This is a genomic window from Streptomyces sp. NPDC051921 (genome assembly GCF_040680975.1).
Lineage (GTDB): Bacteria > Actinomycetota > Actinomycetes > Streptomycetales > Streptomycetaceae > Streptomyces.
The window spans coordinates 33,147-53,162 of record NZ_JBFAXU010000032.1 but is presented as its reverse complement, the minus strand read 5'-3'; the positions used below and the strand labels follow the sequence as shown (position 1 = coordinate 53,162).

The 20,016-nt window shown below is 75.6% G+C and carries 15 protein-coding genes; 5 read left to right on the top strand and 10 right to left on the bottom strand.

The features are described from left to right. Window positions 1-180: 180 nt before the first annotated feature. The 3 genes from AB0M16_RS32560 to AB0M16_RS32550 all read right to left on the bottom strand — a co-directional run bounded on the left by AB0M16_RS32560 (window position 181) and on the right by AB0M16_RS32550 (window position 4,442). On the bottom strand, window positions 181-555 hold the full coding sequence (locus AB0M16_RS32560) for a hypothetical protein (RefSeq protein WP_365349418.1): 375 nt from the start codon (window positions 553-555) through the stop codon (window positions 181-183). Window positions 556-1,138: 583 nt separating this feature from the next. After that, on the bottom strand, window positions 1,139-2,440 hold the full coding sequence (locus AB0M16_RS32555) for a GAF domain-containing protein (protein ID WP_365349416.1): 1,302 nt from the start codon (window positions 2,438-2,440) through the stop codon (window positions 1,139-1,141). A 346-nt stretch (window positions 2,441-2,786) separates the two neighbouring features. After that, window positions 2,787-4,442 carry an acyl-CoA dehydrogenase family protein gene (locus AB0M16_RS32550; RefSeq protein WP_365349414.1) on the bottom strand — a complete coding sequence of 552 codons (1,656 nt, stop codon included), beginning with the start codon at window positions 4,440-4,442 and terminating at the stop codon, window positions 2,787-2,789. 17 nt (window positions 4,443-4,459) lie between these two features. On the opposite strand from AB0M16_RS32550, the gene AB0M16_RS32545 reads away from it, so the two are divergent. Continuing rightward, complete coding sequence (locus AB0M16_RS32545; protein ID WP_365349412.1) at window positions 4,460-5,587, top strand: YihY/virulence factor BrkB family protein; 1,128 nt, start codon at window positions 4,460-4,462, stop codon at window positions 5,585-5,587. Between the two features lie 372 nt (window positions 5,588-5,959). Here AB0M16_RS32545 and AB0M16_RS32540 read toward each other — a convergent pair whose 3' ends face one another. The 4 genes from AB0M16_RS32540 to AB0M16_RS32525 are packed head-to-tail and all read right to left on the bottom strand — an operon-like array spanning window position 5,960 to window position 12,979. After that, window positions 5,960-9,604, bottom strand: a complete 3,645-nt coding sequence (locus AB0M16_RS32540) for an SAV_2336 N-terminal domain-related protein (RefSeq protein ID WP_365349410.1) — start codon at window positions 9,602-9,604, stop codon at window positions 5,960-5,962. Beyond that, window positions 9,594-10,628, bottom strand: a complete 1,035-nt coding sequence (locus AB0M16_RS32535; protein WP_365349408.1) for a MoxR family ATPase — start codon at window positions 10,626-10,628, stop codon at window positions 9,594-9,596. The genes AB0M16_RS32540 and AB0M16_RS32535 overlap by 11 nt, the downstream gene beginning before the upstream one ends. A gap of 45 nt (window positions 10,629-10,673) precedes the next feature. Then, window positions 10,674-12,545 (bottom strand): trypsin-like peptidase domain-containing protein, encoded by a 1,872-nt coding sequence (locus AB0M16_RS32530; protein ID WP_365349406.1) that lies wholly within the window; start codon window positions 12,543-12,545, stop codon window positions 10,674-10,676. Further along, a complete protein-coding gene (locus AB0M16_RS32525) occupies window positions 12,542-12,979 on the bottom strand; it encodes a CU044_2847 family protein (protein ID WP_365349404.1) in 438 nt (145 codons plus the stop codon). Before AB0M16_RS32525 ends, AB0M16_RS32530 begins: the two co-directional genes overlap by 4 nt. Window positions 12,980-13,068: 89 nt before the next feature. On the opposite strand from AB0M16_RS32525, the gene AB0M16_RS32520 reads away from it, so the two are divergent. Further along, the gene (locus tag AB0M16_RS32520; protein WP_365349402.1) at window positions 13,069-13,797 is read left to right on the top strand and encodes a helix-turn-helix domain-containing protein; all 729 of its coding nucleotides are present in this window, start codon (window positions 13,069-13,071) and stop codon (window positions 13,795-13,797) included. Here AB0M16_RS32520 and AB0M16_RS32515 read toward each other — a convergent pair. Beyond that, window positions 13,752-14,246: a VOC family protein gene (locus tag AB0M16_RS32515; RefSeq protein WP_365349400.1), complete on the bottom strand. Its 495-nt coding sequence runs from the start codon at window positions 14,244-14,246 to the stop codon at window positions 13,752-13,754. The genes AB0M16_RS32520 and AB0M16_RS32515 overlap by 46 nt on opposite strands. Window positions 14,247-14,495: 249 nt before the next feature. Between AB0M16_RS32515 and AB0M16_RS32510 the strand changes: the two genes are divergently transcribed. The 3 genes from AB0M16_RS32510 (at window position 14,496) to AB0M16_RS32500 (ending at window position 18,788) form a co-directional block, all read left to right on the top strand. Beyond that, a complete protein-coding gene (locus tag AB0M16_RS32510) occupies window positions 14,496-15,311 on the top strand; it encodes an SDR family NAD(P)-dependent oxidoreductase (protein WP_365349398.1) in 816 nt (271 codons plus the stop codon). A 246-nt stretch (window positions 15,312-15,557) separates the two neighbouring features. Next, the gene (rsgA, locus tag AB0M16_RS32505) at window positions 15,558-16,691 is read left to right on the top strand and encodes a ribosome small subunit-dependent GTPase A (protein WP_365349396.1); all 1,134 of its coding nucleotides are present in this window, start codon (window positions 15,558-15,560) and stop codon (window positions 16,689-16,691) included. A gap of 636 nt (window positions 16,692-17,327) precedes the next feature. Beyond that, the gene (locus AB0M16_RS32500; protein WP_365349394.1) at window positions 17,328-18,788 is read left to right on the top strand and encodes an AlkA N-terminal domain-containing protein; all 1,461 of its coding nucleotides are present in this window, start codon (window positions 17,328-17,330) and stop codon (window positions 18,786-18,788) included. Between the two features lie 95 nt (window positions 18,789-18,883). Here AB0M16_RS32500 and AB0M16_RS32495 read toward each other — a convergent pair whose 3' ends face one another. After that, entirely contained in the window at window positions 18,884-19,267 is a 384-nt protein-coding gene (locus AB0M16_RS32495) for a PPOX class F420-dependent oxidoreductase (protein WP_365349392.1), read from the bottom strand. Window positions 19,268-19,487: 220 nt separating this feature from the next. Then, window positions 19,488-19,970: a DUF456 domain-containing protein gene (locus AB0M16_RS32490; protein WP_365349390.1), complete on the bottom strand. Its 483-nt coding sequence runs from the start codon at window positions 19,968-19,970 to the stop codon at window positions 19,488-19,490. Window positions 19,971-20,016 lie beyond the last annotated feature (46 nt).

Genomic DNA, 20,016 nt, shown 5'->3' with positions numbered 1-20,016 from the left:
GCTGGATTCCTACCGTGTTCGGTCCTGGCGGACAAGCTGTCCGGCATGCGGACAGGCCTGGACGCTCGGCTCGCCTCGGCTGTCAGGGCCGGACGCCGAGGTCGTGTAAGAGACGCCGAGGTCGCGTAAGAGGGGACGGCGCCGAGCAGGACCGGCGCGCCGCGTTCGCCCGGACCGCGATCACGCCACCTCGGCGGGCCCCGCCGCGTCCGGCCGGGCCTTCGGGTGGTGCTTGAGCCGGGTCCGGGCGTCCACCAGCGCGGGGCCCTTGTCGAGGCTGTCCCAGTACGGGTGCGTGCAGACCTGGACGGACAGCTCACGGATGAGGGCCCACAGGCGGGCCTCCTCGGCCGCCTGCTCGGAGGTGTAGCCGGGGGACGGCTCCCGCCCGCCGATGACCTCGCCGGTGTGCGGGTGCTTCGCGCCGGGCCAGCCGGGCAGCGGCTCGACCGACCAGGGCAGCGCGCGGCACAGCGCGGCGTACGCGGCGTGGGCCTCGTGGAGGCGCTGCTGGACCTGGAGCAGGTCGTCAGGGAAGGGGAAGGTCTCTGCCACAACCGGAATAGTACTCCTGTTCGAATGCTGATGTGGGAAGGCGTGCCGCAACAGCCGCGACCTGCCCGGCTGCCTGCCCAGCTGCCTGCGCTGCGGGGCGAAGGCGCCGAGTCCCTCGAAGGCCCCCCATCACCTCGGCGGTAATCGACCCCCACCACCCCCCACCGGCAAGGTGATCACGCCGGGACGGCAAGGGACCCGGCAGGGGAGACATCGCCAGGAGTGAGGGGTACGGCATGGGTACGGGTCGGCGTGCGGCGGTCGGGATCGTGGTGGCGGCGGCGGTCGTGGCGGGGGCCGCGGTCACCGGGGCCACGGCGGAGGCGCGGCCCGGTGGGGCCGTCGCGGCGGCGCGGGGGAGTGCCCGGCGGTGCGGGCGATGGTCGAGCCGCCTCCTGAGGCGCGAGCGTGATCCCCGACGCCCGCCCGCCCGGGCGACGGGGCCGTACGGCTCCGCCGCGCCCCCGGCGTTTCCGGTACGACGCGGGCACCGGGTGCCGAGCGGGTCGGCGGCCGGTGCGGCCACCCCGTGGTCGGGCGCCCGGAGCGCGACCACCCCGTCGTCCCCCGTGCGGATCGGCGGCTACGCCGTCGTCCCCGTGCGGGCGGCCCGGATCGCCGGGGCCGTCGACTGGGGGAGGAGGTCCGACGGGTGCGCGGGGCGGCGGAGTTCCACGGCCACCTCCTCGCTGAAGCGGTACGGGCGGTGGGCCAGGACGCCCGCCAGGTTGCGGCGGACGCGGGACATCTCCGCGCGGACCGTGACCGTACGGGTGCGGTCGCCGAAGACGTCCTCGGCCAGATCGGCCGCCGTACGGCCCTCCGGGTGGAGGGCGAGGAGGTAGAGCAGTTCGGCGTGACGCGGGCTCAGTTCCTGCGTCCAGCTGCCGGCCGCGCCCGAGACCGCGACCGTCCAGCGGCGCGGGCGGCTCAGGTCGAGCACCACATGGCTCGCCGCGCCCGCCGCGGTGTCGGCCGGGCGGGCCTCCTCCTCGATACGGAGCAGCCAGCCGCCCGGGAGCGGTTCGACCGCGCACATGCCGAGCGACGGCAGCCAGACCCGGCCCGCCCGGAAGGACTTGGGCAGGGCCAGCCGGTCCACCGGCGCGAGGCCGGTCACCGCCGCCGTCCAGCCGTGCGTGTCCACGGCCACGGCGCGCCCGCCCACCCGGCACAGGATCGGCGCGGCCACCGACCGCAGCCGCTCGATCGACCGCAGGTGCCGCTGGCGCATCTCCGCCTCCGCCAGCTGTGCCACCGACGCCACGAGCGCCAGCGTCGCGGGATGGAAGCTGGAGGCCGGTCCGCTCACGTCCACGATGCCCAACAGGCGCTGGTCGCGGGGGTCGTGGACGGGAGCCGCGGCACAGGTCCAGTTGTGCAGCGTGTGGACGTAGTGCTCGGCCGAGTGGACCTGCACGGCCTTGCCCATGGCGAGCGCCGTGCCCACCGCGTTCGTACCGGTGTCGCTCTCGCTCCAGGCCGCGCCCTCCTCCAGGCAGATCCCGTGGGCCTGGCGCATCACCGCCAGATTGCCCTGGCGCCACAGCACCCGGCCCTGTTCGTCGGTGACGACCATCATCTGCAGCGAGGCGTCGGCGATCCCGGCCAGCCCGGCGCTGAGCGTCCGCATGACCTCGCCGAGCACGGTCGAACGGCGCCGCTCCTCCAGCTCGTCCCGGCGCAGCAGCACGCTGCTGGTGCCCTGGTCCGGGTCGAGTCCGATCCGGGCCATCCGCTGCCAGGACGCGTCGATCACCGCCCGGGGCGCCACCGGCGGCGTCCGGCCGGCCAGCGTCTCCTCGCGGACCTTGTGCAGCAGGCGGCTGGCCTTGACGGAGTCCATGGCGGCCAGTCGGTTCAGGTCGAGCTGAGTGTTGTTCATCGGTCCCTCCCAGCCCCCGCGGTGCTGTATCGGCGCTGTATCGGTTCTGCACTGTGCGAGTCCCGGCGCCCATGGTGCCGCTCCGCAGCGTCACGCGCGGGGCGCTTCGGGTAATCCTGCAACCCTTTGCAACTCTGGCAACCTCCGCCCCCATACACGAGGGTGTGACCGAAGCGGAGGGTGGTGCCGTGTCGGCGCAGCACCACCCTCGGCTTTTCCGCGCGTGCCGACCCCCTCAGGTCCACCCCTGGTACGCGCGGCCACCCTCCTCGCCCGACCGCGGCCTCACCCGCACGACGGGCCCGTCGAATCGACGTGCGGGTGCCCCGCGCCCAGGAGGCGTCCCCTACGAGGCGGGCCGCGCCCGCTCCACCACCGCCGCCAGGTCCAGCGTGTGCGGCAACGTGCCGAACGACGCGCCCCAGTCCCCGCCCAGCCGCGACGCGCAGAACGCGTCCGCCACCTCCGGCGGTGCCCACCGCACCAGCAGCGCGCCCTGCAGCACCCGCGCCATCCGCTCCACCATCCGGCGCGCCCGCGCCTCGATGCCCTCCAGGTCGGCCAGCTCCGTCAGCATGTCGCGGATCGCCCGGTCCAGGCGGTGGTCCGCGCCGCGCGCCCGCCCCACCTCCGTCAGGAAGGCGTTCAACGCCTCCGGCCCCTGCCGCAGCGCCCGCAGCACATCGAGCGCCTGCACGTTCCCCGCGCCCTCCCAGATCGAGTTCAGCGGCGACTCGCGCAGCAGCCGCGGCAGCCCCGACTCCTCCACGTACCCGTTCCCGCCCAGGCACTCCAGGGCCTCCGCCACCACCGGCGTGCAGCGCTTCGTCACCCAGTACTTCGCCACCGGCACCGCGAGCCGCAGCAGCGCCCGCTCCTCGTCCGTGCCTGCGTCGTACGCCGCCGCCAGCCGCAGCCCGAGCACCGTCGCCGCCTCCGACTCCACGGCCAGATCGGCCAGCACATTGCGCATCAGCGGCTTGTCGACGAGCAGACCGCCGAACGCGCTGCGGTACGAGGCGTGGTGCACGGCCTGCGCCACCGCCTGCCGCATCAGGGCGGCCGAGCCCAGCACGCAGTCCAGCCGGGTCGCCGCCACCATCCCGATGATCGTGCGGACCCCGCGCCCCTCCGCGCCCACCCGGCGCGCCCACGTCGACCCGTCGAACTCCACCTCGGCGGACGCGTTCGAGCGGTTGCCCAGCTTGTCCTTGAGCCGCTGGACCGCGAAGGCGTTGCGCGATCCGTCCGGCAGCACCCGCGGTACGAGGAAGCAGGTCGGACCACCCTCTCCGCCGGAGGGGGCCGCCTGCGCGAGCACCAGGAAGCCGTCCGACATCGGCGCCGAGCAGAACCACTTGTGCCCCGTCAGGACGTACTCCCCGTCGGCCGCCAGCGGCTCCGCCCGCGTCGTGTTCGCCCGCACGTCGCTGCCGCCCTGCTTCTCCGTCATGCCCATCCCGAGCAGCACGCCGGCCTTCTCCAGCGGCGGCCGCAGCCCCTGCTCGTACACCCGCGAGGCGAGCAGCGGCTCCCACGCCGCCGCCAGCTCCGGCTCCGCCCGCAGCGCCGGCACCGCCGCGTGCGTCATCGACAGCGGACAGCCGTGCCCCGCCTCCACCTGCGACGCGAGCAGGAACGCCGCCGCCCGCCGCACATGACCACCCGGACGGCCCCACGCCGCACCCGCGAGACCGGCGCCCACCCCGCGGCCGAGCAGCCGGTGCCAGGCCGGATGGAACTCCACCTCGTCGATCCGGTGCCCGTACCGGTCGTGCGTCCGCAGTTGCGGTGGGTACGCGTTCGCGAGCCGCCCCCACTCCTGCGCCTGCGCCGAGCCCGCCGAGACCCCCAGGGTCGTCAGCTCCTCGCGCGCCTCGTCGTACACGTCCGGCGGCAGATGCCGCGCCACGGCCTCCGTGAGGGCCGCGTCGGACGCGAACATGTCGTACCCCACCAGGGGTGGAGCCTGATTGGTCACGGTGTGGGTGCCGGGTGCCATGCCGATACGGTAAGGAGGTGCAGGCAGCAAACGAAACACCCGAACGGCCCGAGCGGCGGCCCTGGAGCCGGCTCCACCGCGCGCGCGTCCTCTACCGCAACGTCTCCAAGCGGAAGATGGTCTGGCTGCTGCTCAAGGACACGGTCAACTCGTGCATCGAGTACCGCATCCTCGGCCTCGCCGCCGAGGCCGCGTTCTTCACCCTGCTGTCGCTGCCCCCGCTGCTGCTCGGCCTGATCGCCCTCCTCGGCTACGCCGACGAATGGACCAACACCGACACCGTGGCGAGCATCGAGGAGAACATCCTCCACGCCGCCGGGACCGTCCTCTCCGACCGGGGCGTCCGAGAGATCGCCCGCCCCCTCCTGGAGGACGTCACCCAGGGCAAACGCCCCGAACTCATCTCCCTCGGCTTCGCCATCGCCCTGTGGTCCGGCTCCCGCGCGGTGAACGTCTTCATCGACACGATCACCGTCATGTACGGCCTCGACGGCCACCGCGGCATCGTCAAGACCCGGCTCCTCGCCTTCCTGCTCTACATCGTCGCCCTGCTCATCGGCGCCGTCGTCCTGCCGCTCGCGGTCGTCGGCCCCGACCGGATCGTCGAGCTCGTCCCCTGGGGCACGGAAGTCGTCTCGGTCCTGTACTGGCCGACGGTCATCCTGCTGTCCATCGCCTTCCTGACGACCCTGTACCACGTGTCCGTCCCCGTCCGCTCGCCGTGGATCGAGGACATCCCCGGCGCCCTCGTCGCCCTCGCGATGTGGGTCCTCGGCAGCTTCCTGCTCCGCATCTACCTGACCAGCCAGGTCGAGGGCCCCACGATCTACGGCTCCCTCGCCGCACCCATCGCCGTCCTCCTCTGGATCGGCATCTCCGCCTTCGCCGTCCTCGTCGGCGCCGCGGTGAACGCGGCCATCGACCGGGTCTGGCCCTCCGTCGCCACCGCCGCCGCCCGCGAGGCCACCGAACGCGCCCGCGCCGCCCAGGCCGCCGACCTGGTCGCCCGGCTGCGCGCGGAGGCGGACGACGTGGACGAGGACGACCCGGACATGCCGTCGGAGTTCCCGGAACGCTGGTCGCGGTTCCTGCCGCCGGACGACGTGAAGTCGCGGCTGCACGCGGGGTGGGAGAAGCAGGAGTAGAACCCGTCCGGCGGACCGGGGGCGGACAGCCCGTGGGGGGGTGTCCGACCCTCCGCTTCCGGGACCGGGCCGCGGGGACCGGGTCGGCCCCGGGGACCGGCCCGCGGGGAAGCGGGCGGCGGGGGACCGGGCCGCGGGGGACCGGCAAGCTGCAGGCCGTCCCCCTCACGGGCCGTCCGACCGTAGGCACCCGGTTGGGGGCCGCCCGGTTCGGGGCCGCTCGGTTCGGGACCGTCGTCCGGCCGGCGACCATCTGGCCACCCGGCTCGGGACCGTCGTCCGGCCGGCGGCCATCTGGCCACCCGGCTCGGGACCGCCGTCCGGCTGGGGACCGCCCGGCCAGGGACCGCCGCCCGGCCAGGGACCGCCTGGCTAGGGTGCGTCCGGCTGGGGACCGCCCTGCTCGCCCCAGCCACTCGGCCAGGGACGGCCCGGCTGGGGAGCGCCGCCCGGCTCGGGATCGCCCGGCCGCTTCACGACCACCACGTGCTGCCAGCCCCGCGCTCCCTCGGAGACCGTGTCGAACCTCCGGCGCAGGTCCCAGGGCAGCTGCGCGCGCACCCCGTGCGAGACGAGGACCGTCACGATCAGCCGTGCCCCCTCGTACTCGGCCGCCGTGGGCTCCCGGCCGGTACCGGAGAGCGAGACCCCGGCCGCCTCGGCCCCCGCGTGCACGACGAGGTCCACGCGCACGGGGCTGTCCATGTCGTCCTCCAGCTGACCCGCCAGGGCATCGGGGAAGCCCTTCACCGCCCACTCCACCAGTCGCACCGCGTCGAGATCCGGGGCCAGCGACGCCCGGATCGAGCCGTCCGAACGCGGCTGGACCCGGCCGAACGACCGCGCGCCCAGCCGGTCGCGGACCAACGAGTCCAGGGTGTTGATCAGCGAGGTGGTCCGGGCGCTCGCGGTCCCGCGGCGCCTGCGGACGAGCAGCACCCCCGGGTCACCGGGCGACTCCCCGTCGAGCTCCGCGAGCCTCCCGGCCAGCTCCTCGCGCCAGGCCCGCAACCGCTCGCGCTCCTGCGTCGCCCAGTTCCCCGCGACGCCCCCGAGCGGCTCCCCGTACCAGAGCGAGAGGGCCGAGCGGAGCGAGCTCCGTGCGGTCGCCCGGTCGCCCAGCCGGAGCGCTCCGTCCGCCTGCTCGGCGAACGCCTCGGCGCGCAGCAGGTCCAGCATGCCCGGCATCACCGGCATCCGGAAGGAACCCTGGCGCACCTCGATCGGATGGCCGAGCTCCCGCAGCCGCCGGGCGGACTCCGCCGGGTCCGCCTCGGCCGTGCCGGCGACGGCCGCACGGAGCTCCTCCTCCTGCACCGCGAGTCCACGCGCGGCGAGCAGTCGGCACAGGACGGCGCTCCGGACGGAGGCCTCCGTGGCCTCCTCGCCCCTGATCGAGGCCTGTGGCGGCCCGAGCAGCCGGTAGGTGACGCGGACGGGCTCGACACCCCCCGGCGATCCGTTGAGGCCGGCCAGCGTGGTGGCCCCGTACTCGCGCACGGCCGGATTCTTCGAGAGCAGGTCGTGCACGATCGACTGAAGGGCGTGCGGGACCTCCGGCCGCAGGGTGCGCGCGTCCGAGGGATCGGTCGCGGCGTGGTGCCGGAGCACCGTGGCGAGGTCCGCGTCGGGGAAGGGCGGGGTGCCGGTCAGCATCTCGAACAGGACGCAGCCGAGGGAGTAGAGGTCCCCGGCGGGACCGGGCTCCGTCCGCTGCCGTTCCGGGGCGAGATAGCGCGCGGTGCCCCGCTGCCGCTGGACTCCGGGGCCCGGCTCCAGGGGGAAGAGGCCGCTGGAGTCCGGGTCGGGCGTGCGCCGGTCGTCCGGCCGGCGCAGCCCCAGGTCCCGCAGCCGGGGCAGGTCGGTGTCGGCGCCGAGGACCTGCGCGGGCGTGAGGTCGCCGTGCGGCCCCATCGCCGCATGGAGCGTCCGCAGGCCGTCGAGCACGGCCTGGGCGATCCGGACGGCTTCCTCCACCGGCAGGGGACCCGAGGCGTCGAGGTACGCGCGCAGCGAGCGCCCCTCGACCAGCTCGGTCACCACGCAGCAGCCCGTGGGAAGGTCGACGACGTCGACCACCGCGACGACGTGGGGACCCGTCTGCAGCCCGACGGCCTCCTGAGCGCGTGCGAGGAACCGGGCCACCACGCCCCCGTCCTCGAGGCCCTTCGGTGGCTCGGCGGGCGACGGGAAGCGGTGGTACGTCAGGGCGACCGGCCGGTCCAGCTGACGGTCGTGGCCGCGCCACACCCTGCTGTCGCCGTCCCCGAGCCGTTCGCCGATCGCGTACCGGTCACCGAGCGAGGGAGGCGGGCCGTCCTCCGCCGGGTCCGTCCCCTCCGCCGGGTCCGTCCTCCCTCCCGGTTCCGTCCCCTCCGCCGGCCCGTCCGGCGGGGCGCCCGCCGGCACCGGCCGCTCCGGCCCCCGCAGCAGCCGCAGGCTCTCCTCGCTCACCAGCGCGAACGGCTGTCCCGACGCCCGCTCGCCGCGCCGCGCCTCCAGGTCCGCCACCAGCGCCCGGAACTCGCCCGGCAGCGCGCCCGCGCGGGACTCGATCTCCGCGCTGACCCGGGCCAGCAGGCTCGCCGTACGGACCAGGGAGGTGTGCGGGAGGGCGCCGAGCAGCACCTCGCGGACGCCGGGGCGGAACTCGTACGCACCGGGGGCCGCGCCCGGATCGGCGTGCAGCATCCCGCTGAGGACGACCTCGGCGAGGTGCCGCGGCTCGGGGCGTCGTTCGACCGCCGCCTGGACGAGCCGCAGCACGGGCAGATGTGCCGAGCCGACGGCGAGGTGCGCGGCCAGCCGGAAGGCCTGCGGCGAGGCGACGGAGCGGAAGCGCAGCACCAGCTCCTCCGGGTCGGCCTCGGCCGGGACGAGGGCGTCGTCCGGGGGGTCGGGGGCCGCACCCGGGGTCACGAACGCCGCCGCGCCGGGCACCTCCGCGCCGGCCGGTGAGGCGACCAGGGCGGCCCAGTTGCCGAGCCAGACCTCGGAGGGCTCCAGGACGGGGACGGGCACCCCGGCCGGGGCACGACCGCCGTCGTACGGGGAGAACTCCAGGACCGTGTTGGGCACCCCCGGTGCCGGGGAGGCCAACCGGCCCGGGGCGGGCGGCGCCGCGCTGTGCCGCCACAGGCGCTCGGGCAGCGGCTGGAGCAGCGCCACCGGCAACTCGGCGCCGAGCCCCGCGAGCGTGTCCCGCCAGCGCAGCCCGGCCGGGCCCGCGCGCCACTGCGGGCCCATGGCGTCGCTGACCACGAGGACGGCGGTGCGGCCCCGCTCCACGGGCCGCGCCGGGAGCAGGCCGTCCGGCCCGAGCGGCACGACGTCGAGGGTGCGGAACGCCCCGGTCTGCGCGAACGTGGTGTGCAGCTCGCGCACCAGCGGCCGCCACATGGGCATCGTCGGCCCGGTGTCGTACACGATCCGCAGGTGCAGCCAGCGCTCGTGGCGGGGCCTGAGCACGGGCAGCCACCACCGCCCCGGTGCGGGTCGGGCCTGCGGAGCGATGCCGAGCGCGGCGATCCGGTCCGCGGTCGCCGCCTCGTCCAGCTCCCAGCCGCCGGTGCCCGGCACCGTGCGGCGCAGCGGACGCAGCGACCGCTGCAGGGCGAGCGGCCCGGCGAGCATCGGCGGCGCCGGTGCCAGCAGCGAGACGTGCCCCGGGCCCGGCTCGCACAGGGGGCCGAGCGCGGGGCCGGCCGGGGTGTGCAGCGGGACCCGGTCCGCGGCCGGCGGCACGGGGTCGTCGGGGGCCGTCCGCTCGTCCGGCCGGTCGCCCCGCGACGGTCCCGGCTTGTGCGGCTTCTCCGCGCCGACGGTGGTCGCCGACGGCACGAACGGAATCCGCGGCCCGCGCCCGGCAGCGGGCCGCCCGGAGTCGCCCATCTGCCGTGCCAGCCACAGGAGTTCGGCCAGCTCCCGGCCGGTCGGCGGATCGCCGCCGGCCTCGCCGAGCAGCTCGGCCAGGGCGCCCAGCGCGGGGAAGCGGGCCGCCGCGCCGTCAGACGCCATCGGTTTCCCACGTTTCCGGCGCCCGCCCCAGATACGGCATGAGCGCCTTCGCCAGCTCCTCGCGGGAGGCCGTCTCCAGTCCCGAAGTCCTGGTCAGATAGATCGCGTTGAGCAGCTGGTCGGTCGCCAGCTCGCCCGCGCTGCCCCGGCGCAGGAAGGTGTCCACGAGCGCGTGGTCCCGCTCGTCGAGCTCGCCGAGGTGGGCCCGCACGATGTCCTCCAGCTGCTCGCGCAGCGGGCGGCGCAGCTCCAGCCGGACGCAGCGGCGCAGGAAGGCCGGTGGGAACTCGCGCTCCCCGTTGCTGGTGAGCACCACGAACGGGAAGGCGCGGCAGCGTACTTCGCCGTGCCGGACCGGGACCCGGTCCTCCGAGTCCGCGACCATCACCTCGGCCAGCGGGTGCGAGCGCGCGGCCCGCACCAGCTCCGGGATCTCGTACTGGCCCTCCTCCAGGATGTGCAGCAGGTCGTTGGGCAGATCCAGGTCGGACTTGTCGATCTCGTCGATGAGCAGCACGCGCGGCCGGTCGTACGGCAGCAGCGCGGTGCCGAGCGGGCCGAGCCGCAGGTGGTCCTCCACGGCCGTGTCCCCCGAACGCTCCCGGGCGCCCGGCCCCTCCTCGCCGGTGCGCCCCGCCGCGTACAGCCGGGACAGCGGGTCGTAGCGGTAGAGGCCGTCGGTGAGCGCGGTCCGGCTGGTCACGTTCCAGCGCAGCACCCGGCCGAGTCGCAGCTCCCGCGCCACCGCGTACGGCAGGCTGGACTTGCCGCTGCCGGGCGGGCCCGTCACCAGCAGCGGGCGGCGCAGGTACAGGGCGGCGTTGACCAACTGCACGGTCTCCGGGGTCGGTTGGTAGGTGCGCGCCCGATGCGCCCGGCCCGGGACGCCGGCCTCGTCGTCCGTGTCCCCGGCCGGCGGCAGCGGCGGGCCGCCGTCGAAGGCCCGCCACGGCGGCGGCGAGGGCAGCGCGTCGATGCCGTCGTGCGGCTCGCTCGATCCGGTGTAGACGGGCCAGAGGGACATGATCGCTGCTCCAGGTGTGTTCCACGGGCGGACGGGCGGGGGAGTTCAGCTGAGGGGCGAGTGACGCAGGGGCCGGGCGTCGGGGAAGTGGCGCGGATCCTCCCAGACCAGCGAGACCTCCGCCGCCCAGTGCGGGTCCGGACCCTCGTGCAGGAAGGCCTGCCTGCGCAACTCATAGATCACATGGGGGAGTTCGGCGGGTGGGAGCAGGGAGATGTGCTCGGCGATCCGGTCGAGGAAGGTGATGCCCGCGCAGGCCCCCGTGCAGGGCCCGCCCGGCGGGCAGCCGGTGCGCGGCCACAGCACGATCGGCGCGGGCGCATCGAGCGCCGCCTCGTGCAGCTCGCGCTGCCGGGCGCCCGTCGGCGGCCCGGTGAAGCCGACCACGCCGCGCACGTCCTGGAGGAGCACGGACAACCGGGCCGCCTGGTACGGGGTCGCGCACGCCACCCGGTGCAGCGGCGAACCGGTCTGCCGGTCGAGCTCCTTCCACATCCGCCGCAGCTCGAACTGGTGCCGGCCCTTCGTGCGCCGGTCGTGGTCGAGCACCACGACCGGCGCACGGCAGCCGAGCGGCGGCTCCTTGCCGCGCTTGCGCGTCCACTGGTCGACGTCCTTGTTGAGCCAGCCCCGCGGCAGGGCGAAGGCCACCAGCGGACGGCCGTCCACGATGTCGGCGTAGGCCTCCTCGATGCGGTCGACCACCCAGCCGCGTAACTGGGCGGTGGTCAGGGTCCGTTCGCTCAGCATGATGCGGTGGCCCTGCCGGAAGACGGACACCTCGGCGTTCACGGCGCTGCCGTGGGCGCCGCTGCGCCGCACCTCGACCAGGATCGGCGTCCACGGCACCGGACCGCCGGGAACCCCCCGGGCACCCGCCCCCGGTGCGGCGTGCCGGGGCCGCACGGTGTCGGGCACCGCCCCGTGCCGGGGCTCGTCGTCGCACCAGGACGGTGTCACGGGCGCGCACACCGCCGGCGGCCGGTCCGGCGGGTACGGCTCCGTGTGCCGGGCGCGGTGCTCGCGCGCCCAGGCGCGCAGGGCGTGCCGGACCGCCTCGTCGGCGACCTGGTCCGCGATCCGCAGGACGAGTTCGGCCAACGGGACGTGGCCGTGCGTCGGTCGGCTCTCGGTGAGGACGTGCCACACGCCCTGCCAGAGGTTCGCCGGCGCCGCCGCCGGGGGGACGAGGCCCAGCGGGCCGGCCGCCGCGAGCAGCAGCCGCTCGACCGGCACCGGCAGCGGCCCGGACCGCTCGGCCAGGTCCACCAGCTCCCGCAGCCGACGCTTCTCGCCGGGCGAGCAGCCCGGCGTCGGCACCAGGTCGGCGAGGGCCGGGACGTGCCGGGCGAGCACCCGGGCCGGGATGATCCGGGCGTTGCGGGCCGTCGGGTCGTACGAGGCGACCATGCCGACGACCGTCGCGTCGCCCGCCCGCATCGCGGCGGAGCCACTGAAGCCGTACGAGGGCTCCTGGCCGTGACCCGACCAGTACTCGGCCTGGTTCCACTCGTCGTGGATCAGCTGGCCGGCCGCCGTGACCCGCAGCTCGGTCTGGGCGCCCTCCCGCTCGTACCCCTCGGGGAAGCCGTACGCCACGAGCCGGGGCGGCTCCCGCACCTCCCAGGCGCCCTCGGGCTCGGCGAACACGACCGGTGCCACGGGCACCGGCCGGTCGAGCGCCAGCACCGCGACGTCGCCCGGGTCGGTGGGCAGCCCGCCCCACGGGCCGCGCGCCGCGACCCGGGCCGAGAGCTCACCGAGGCCCTGCGCGCCGGGGAAGCGGAGCGCGACACGCTCGACGCCCTGGACCACGTGCGCGCAGGTCAGGACCGTGTCGCGAGTGATGAGGAAGCCGGAGCCCAGGACCTCGCCCGCGTGATCGACCCGCACGTGCCAGGCGGGCGAGGGCGTCATCGCGCGCCCGCCGGCGAGCCGTCACCCGCCTCGGGCGTGCCGTCGGGTGTGACCGCGGGAACGCCCCGCGCGGGCTCCGCGGCCCGCTCCGGTGCCGAGACCGCGGCCCGCGTGCCCCCGCCGTCCGGGGACCAGGAGAGCCGCACCACCAGATGACCTTCGACCGCCGTCTTGGCGATCACCGCACCCGCCTCGGCCGAGAGCTTCACCCCGAACTCCAGCTCCACCCCGTCCGGGCGCAGCGCGCCGTCGCGGAACACCGCGAGCGCCGATTCGGCCGCCGTGCGAATCCCCGATAGCGCCTCGTCCAGCGTCTGCCCCGCCCGTACCAGGGAGTTCCCGCCCCGCGAGACCGGCCGGGCGCCCGGCAGCGGGCCGTCCGCCTCCACCAGGACGGCGCCGTCCCCGGTGCCGAACTCCATGAGTGTGTTCACAACGCCCCCCGCGGTCCTGACAGTTGGTCGGGGCACCATTCTGCTCCGCCCACCGGGCCGGTGTCAGCGGATCGGCCTACCCTGGTGGGGTGTACGAGGAACGCCCCGCCCGGCTGACCGGAGCGGTCGTGTGGACCCGGGCCACCGGCCCCGCCGACCCGGCCGATCCGGGCACCCGCCCCGTCCTGCCGGACGGCTGCATGGACCTGATCTGGGCGGACGGCCGACTGCTCGTCGCGGGTCCCGACACCAGGGCGTACGTCCCCGGCAGCCCCGCCACCCACTACGCGGGCGTGCGCTTCGCGCCCGGCCAGGCACCCGCCGTGCTCGCCGCCGACGCGAGCGTCCTGCGCGACGAGCGGGTCGACCTCGCCGAACTGTGGGGCGCCCGCACCGCCCGCCGCCTCGCCGACGAGGTCTCGGGTGCGGTCGACCGGGCGGCGGCCCTGGAGGCGCTGGTGCTGCGCAGGGCCGCCGACGCGCCCCCGCCCGATCCGCTGCTGCGGGCCGTCGTCGCCCGGCTGCGGGCCGGGGTACCCGTGGGGACAGCGGCGGACGAGCTGGGGCTCGGGGTCAGGCAACTGCACCGGCGGGCGCTGACGGCCTTCGGCTACGGGCCGAAGACACTGGCCCGGATCCTGCGGCTGCAGCGGGCCCTCGCGCTGGTGACGGGCGGAGTGCCGTACGCGGAGGCCGCCTACCGCGCGGGCTTCGTCGACCAGGCCCATCTCGCCCGCGAGATGCGGGCCCTGACGGGCCTGACGCTGACGCGTTACGTGGCGGGCGCGGTGCCGGCGGGCCCGGCCGCGTCGGCGTAGAGCGAGACGCCCGTCCCGTCCGGGTCGAGCACCACCGCGTACCGCTGGCCCCACACCGCGTCCCAGGGCTTGAGGTGGCCGCGGTGCCCGGCGGCCGTCAGGGTCTCGTAGACCGCGTCGACCCGGCCCGGGTCCGCGCAGCGGAAGGCGAGCGCGACACGGTCGCCGCCGGCGGCCGGGCGGACCCGGTCCGGGTCGAAGGAGCGGACCACGTCCTCGGTGTCCCACAGCACGCGCAGACCGCCGGGCAGCGTGACCTCCACGTGCGGGGCGTCCTCGGCACCGGCCGGGACGTCGAGGCCGAGCAGCCGGTAGAAGGCCAGGGAAGCGGCCATGTCGGCGGTGACCAGGCCGATGACGTCGAGCACGGGCACCGGAGGGGGAGTGGGCGCGGGTGCGGGCGCGGGGCGGTTCGTGGGGTGCTGCGTCGTGGGGCGGTTCGTGTCCATGCCCGCAGGCTAGGAGGCGCCGGGCGCCCCGGTCTTGTACGGATCGGACACGCGGAGACGGCCCGTGCGAAGCCCGGGGCGCGAGGACCGGACAAGCGCTGCTGGTGTGTCTCGGAGGCGCGAAGCACCGCTACGCGAACGCCGGCACGGGTGGACCGCCGAGCCTGGTGGATCGCCGAGCCTGGTGGTGGGAACACCAGGTGTGGCACGCCCTGCCTCGGCCGGGCCGGCGCTGTCAGGGTGGCGGGCATGGCACAGCACACCACCCTGATCACCGGCGCCACCTCCGGCATGGGCCACGACCTGGCCCTCGACCTGGCCGCGCGCGGCGGCACCGTCCTGCTGCACGGCCGCGACTCCGAGCGACTGGCCGCCGTCGCCGCCGAGGTCCGGGCCGCCCACCCCGGCACGACCGTCCGCACCTACCGCGCCGACCTCTCCGACCTCGACCAGGTGCACGCGCTCGCGGACCGGATCCGCGCCGCCGAACCGCGCCTCGACGGCCTCGTCAACAACGCGGTCGCGGGCGGCGGCGCCCGCCCGCTGGTCCGCGAGCTCAGTGCCCAGGGACATGAACTCCGCTTCGCGGTCAACCACTTGGCGCCGTACGCGCTCACCCGCGGCCTGCTGCCGCTGCTCACCGCCTCGGCTCCGGCCCGCGTGGTCAACGTGGCCTCGATCGGCCAGGAGACCATCGACTTCGACGACGTCATGCTGGAACGGGACTACGAGGGCCTGCGCGCCTACTGCCGCAGCAAACTCGCCCTGATCATCGCGACCTTCGAGCTCGCCGAGGAACTCCGCGGCAGCGGAGTGACGGTCAACACCCTCCACCCGGCCCACCTGATGGACACGCCCGCCGTGCGGGCGTACGGGCTCACCCCCGTGGTCGGCACCGAGGAAGGCGTCCGGCCGACGGCGCGACTGCTCCACGACCCCGAACTCGCCGACACCACAGGCCGCTACTTCGACCGCTTCACGGACAGCCGGGCCCACGAGCAGGCCTACGACACCGACGCCCGCGCCCGGCTGATGGAACTGACGCACCGCCTGGTCGCGAGGTGAGCACCCGGAGATAAATGCGTGGTGCCCCGGACCGGGCCCCGCTACGGTGGAGACATCACGAAGATCGCGGTCCGGGGGACCGTGGTCCGGAAGACCGTTCGAGACCAGGAGGTGTGACCGATGGCTGTCGTCACGAAGGGCCGTGCCCGCAACCAGATGACCGTCCACTCCACCTCCGTGGCCTCCGGCTGACCCTTCTCCAGCTGCCCGCGCGCAGCGCCGGGGCCACCCTGTGAAGGGCTCCCCTTGTCTTCCTCGCTTTCCTCTTCTTCTTCTCCTTCTTCGGCTTCCTCCTCCTTCTCGTCCTCCCTGCACGCCTACGGCTGGGACGAGGCCTGGGAGGCGGAGTTCGCTCCGTACGCCGCTCAGGGTCTGCTGCCCGGCCGTGTCGTCCGGGTCGACCGGGGGCAGTGCGACCTCGTGACCCCCGAGGGTCTCGTAAGGGCCGACACGGCGTTCGTCACCCCGCACGACCCGCTGCGGGTGATCTGCACCGGCGACTGGGCCGCCGTCGACCCCGACGGCGTCGGCGACCCCCGCTACGTACGGGCGTGCCTGCCGCGCCGTACCGCCTTCGCCCGTTCCACGTCGTCCAAGCGGTCCGAGGGTCAGATCCTCGCCGCCAACGTCGACCACGCCGTCATCACGGTCTCGCTGGCCGTCGAACTCGACCTCGGCCGGATCGAGCGCTTCCTCGCGCTCGCCTGGGAGTCCGGCGCGGAGCCGCTCGTCGTCCTCAGCAAGGCCGACCTGGTTCCCGACCCCGTCGGTCTGTCGTACCTGGTCGAGGACGTCGAGACGGTGGCCCCCGGCGTCCAGGTCCTGCCCGTCAGCTCCCACACCGGCGAGGGGCTCGACGTGCTCCGCGCGGTCGCGGCGAGCGGGACGAGCGTGCTGCTCGGCGTCTCCGGCGCCGGCAAGTCGACCCTCGCCAACACCCTGCTCGGCGACGACGTCATGGACGTCCGGGCGGCGCGTGACGTCGACGGCAAGGGCCGACACACCACGACCACCCGCAACCTCCTCGTCCTCCCGGGCGGCGGCGTGCTCATCGACACGCCCGGCCTGCGCGGCGTCGGCCTGTGGGACGCCGAGGCCGGGGTCGGTCAGGTCTTCGCCGAGATCGAGGACCTGGCGGCGCGGTGCCGCTTCCAGGACTGCGGCCACGCGTCGGAGCCGGGCTGTGCCGTCACCGCGGCCATCGCCGACGGGTCCCTCCCCGAGCGGCGCCTGGAGAGCTACCACAAGCTCCTCCGCGAGAACCAGCGCCTGGTCGCCAAGACCGACGCCCGCGTCCGCGCCGAGATCCTCAAGGACTGGAAGCGCAAGGGCGCGGAGGGCCGCGCGGCGATGCAGATCAAGCGCGGCCGCTTCCGGTAGGACCGCGACGGGCCGCGACGGGCCGCGACGGGCCACGGCGGGCCACGACGGGCCGCGACGACAGGCGAGGGCAGGCCCCGGCGGCGGCGACATTCCGCCGCCGGGCCGCCGTCGGAGACCGGACTCAGGCGTGCCCGAGCCCGGTGTCCGGCGTGGCCCCGCCGCCCCGTGCCGGGAGCGTCAGGCGCGGCCCCGGCCCGCCGGGCTCGGCACGTCTGGCGTGGCCCGCCATCCCCGAGCCGGGAGCACCTGGCGCGCCCCGGCTCCCCCGAGCCCCGAACGTCCGGCACGACCCCGCGCCCCGCGCCGGGAGCGTCAGGCGCGGCCCCGGCCCCCGAGCCCCGAACGTCCGGCACGACCCCGCGCCCCGCGCCCCGCGCCGGGAGCGTCAGGCGCGGCCCCGGCCCCCCGAGCCCCGAACGCCCGGCGTGGCCCCGCCACGCCGGGCCGGGAGTATCCGGGCGCGCCCACGCCCACGCCGGGAGCACCCGGCGAGGCCCGCCACCGCAGCCCGGGGACGCCGGCACGGCCTGCTGGCCCGCTCGTCAGCGTCTCGCGTCCGCCCGGGCCGGCCGTCCGGGCTCCGTGTCCGAAATCCGCCAGTCGGGCCCCGTCCGCTCCCGCACACTGGAGGGCATGACGGATATGGCGGCGGACACGGTGACGAGCGTCCCCTCGGACGAGGACACCCGTTACGAGGCGGTCAGCAGCAGGGACGCGCGGTTCGACGGGGTGTTCTTCTTCGCGGTGGCCACCACCGGCATCTACTGCCGGCCCAGCTGCCCGGCCGTCACCCCCAAGCGGCGCAACGTCAGGTTCTTCCCGACCGCCGCGGCCGCTCAGGGCCACGGCTTCCGGGCCTGCCGGCGGTGCCGGCCCGACGCCGTGCCCGGCTCGGCGGAGTGGAACGTGCGGGCGGACGTCGTCGCCCGGGCCATGCGGATGATCGGCGACGGGGTCGTGGACCGCGAGGGCGTGCCCGGGCTCGCCGTACGGCTCGGCTACAGCGCCCGGCAGGTGCAGCGGCAGCTGACCGCCGAGCTCGGCGCCGGACCCGTCGCGCTGGCCCGCGCCCAGCGGGCGCACACCGCGCGGCTGCTGCTGCAGACCACCGGGCTGCCCGTCACCGAGATCGCCTTCGCGGCCGGGTTCGCCAGCGTCCGGCAGTTCAACGACACCATGCGCGCCGTCTACGCCCGCACCCCCACCGAGCTGCGCACCGAGTCCGGCACGGGCACGGGCCCGCGGACGGCGCTCGCCGCCGGGATCCCGCTGCGGCTGGCGCACCGGGGGCCGTACGCGGCCGGTGAGGTCTTCGACCTGCTGGCCGCCGAGGCGGTGCCGGGGATCGAGGAGGTCGTCGGTGTTCCCGGAGCGCGCACCTACCGGCGCACGCTCCGGCTGCCGTACGGCATCGGGATCGTCTCCGTCGACGAGCGTTCCCGGGGCCGCTGGCTGGAGGCGCGGATCCACCTCACCGACCTGCGCGACCTCAGCACCGCCGTCCAGCGGCTGCGGCGGCTGCTCGACCTGGACGCCGACCCGTACGCCGTCGCCGAACGCCTCGGCGCCGACCCGGTCCTGGCCGCGGAGGTCGCAGAGCGGCCCGGCGTACGGTCACCGGGCGCGGCGGAGCCGGAGGAGTTCGCGGTACGGGCCGTCGTCGGACCGGAGGAGGCCGCCCGGCTCGTCGAGCGGTACGGCACGCCCCTGGAGACGCCCTGCGGCACGCTGAACCGCGTCTTCCCCGAGCCCGGCACGCTCACCGGCCACCCGGTCGCCGGCCCGTTGGCCGCGGCGCTCGCGGACGGGACCGTCCGGCTCGACCCGGGAGCCGACCGCGACGCCTCCGCGGCGGCCCTCGCCGCCGTCCCCGGGGTGTCCCCGCAGGCCGCCGCCGTCATCCGCGCCCGCGCCCTCGGCGACCCGGACGTCGCCCCCGAAGGCCTCCCGGACCGTCCGGAATGGCGCCCCTGGCGCTCGTACGCGGCCCGCTACCTGCGCGTCTCCCAGGCACCGCCGCCGGACCCCCGCCGCTGCCCTGCTCCCGCGACGCCGGGCACGCACGCCCGCCGCACCGCGCGCAAGGCCGGGTGAGCCACGTACGACGACGTGCGCCCGGCACGCCGAGAGCACGCACCTGACGCCGCACGGCCGCCTTCCGGGCGGTGCCGGGAGTCCGACGACATGGGCTAAGGCGCGCCTTCGAGGCCCCAGCTGTGGATCCGGCGGGGGTGGATCCGGATCACCTCCTCGCTGAAGTACGGGCCCAGGCGGTGCGGGCCCACGAGGAGCTCGGCCTCGCCGCGGATCTCCACGCCGCGCACCCGCCAGGGGCGGACGCTCGCCAGGTCGTCGACGACCAGGGCCACCTTCGGGTTGGCGTGCAGGTTGCGCCACTTCTTCGTCCGGCCCATCGCCCCGCCGCCGACCAGCACCGTGCCGTCCTCCTGCGGGAAGAAGCCCACCGGATTGGCCTGCGGCTGGCCGGCCGGGTCGACCGTGGCCATCCGGCCGAGCCGCTGCGTCCGCAGGTACGCGCGCTCGGCCTCGCTGAAACCGTCGAAATCCCTCATGTCCCCAGCATCGCGCCGGGCGAGCGCCGGGGGATCGGCGCGAGGTCCGGGATCCCGGCGGCACGGACCTGGGCCCTGCACCTGGGCCCTGCACCTGGGACCTGCACCTGGGACCTGCGCCTGGGACTTGGATCTGAGGATCCGGATCTGAGGACCCGGACCTGAGGACCCGGATCTGAGGATCCGGATCGGAGGACCTGAGACCTCGGTCCCCGTGCCCTCAGCCCCAGATCACCGCCCCCGCCCACGCCCCCACGATCAGCAGGCACGCGAACAGCTCCACCAGGACACTCGTCCCCGCCGCCCGCATCACCGTGCGGGTGGCCGCCCCCGCCTGGCCGTGGCCGCCCAGGCGCAGGCGTTCGGAGAGGTAGATCCCACCGATGAAACCGGGGATCGCGCCGAGCACGGGGATCAGGAGGAAACCGAGGAACGCGCCGACCCCCGCGTACGCCACCATCCGCCGGGTGATGCCGACGCCCCGGAACCGGCGGGGCGGCAGCTGCCATACGACCACCTGGGTGAGCAGCAGCAGTCCGGTGGAGGAGACGAGGAGGATCCAGGCGAGGCCGGTCTGCTCGTGCAGCGCCCACCAGAGCATCGCCGCCCACACCAGCCACGTCCCCGGCACGCCGGGCGTCAGCACCCCGAACAGGCCGAGCAGCATCACCATCGCGATCAGCAGGAGCTGCCACACACCCATCTGCCAAGGGTGCAGGATCGGCGGTGTTCCCGCAGGTCAATGCCGA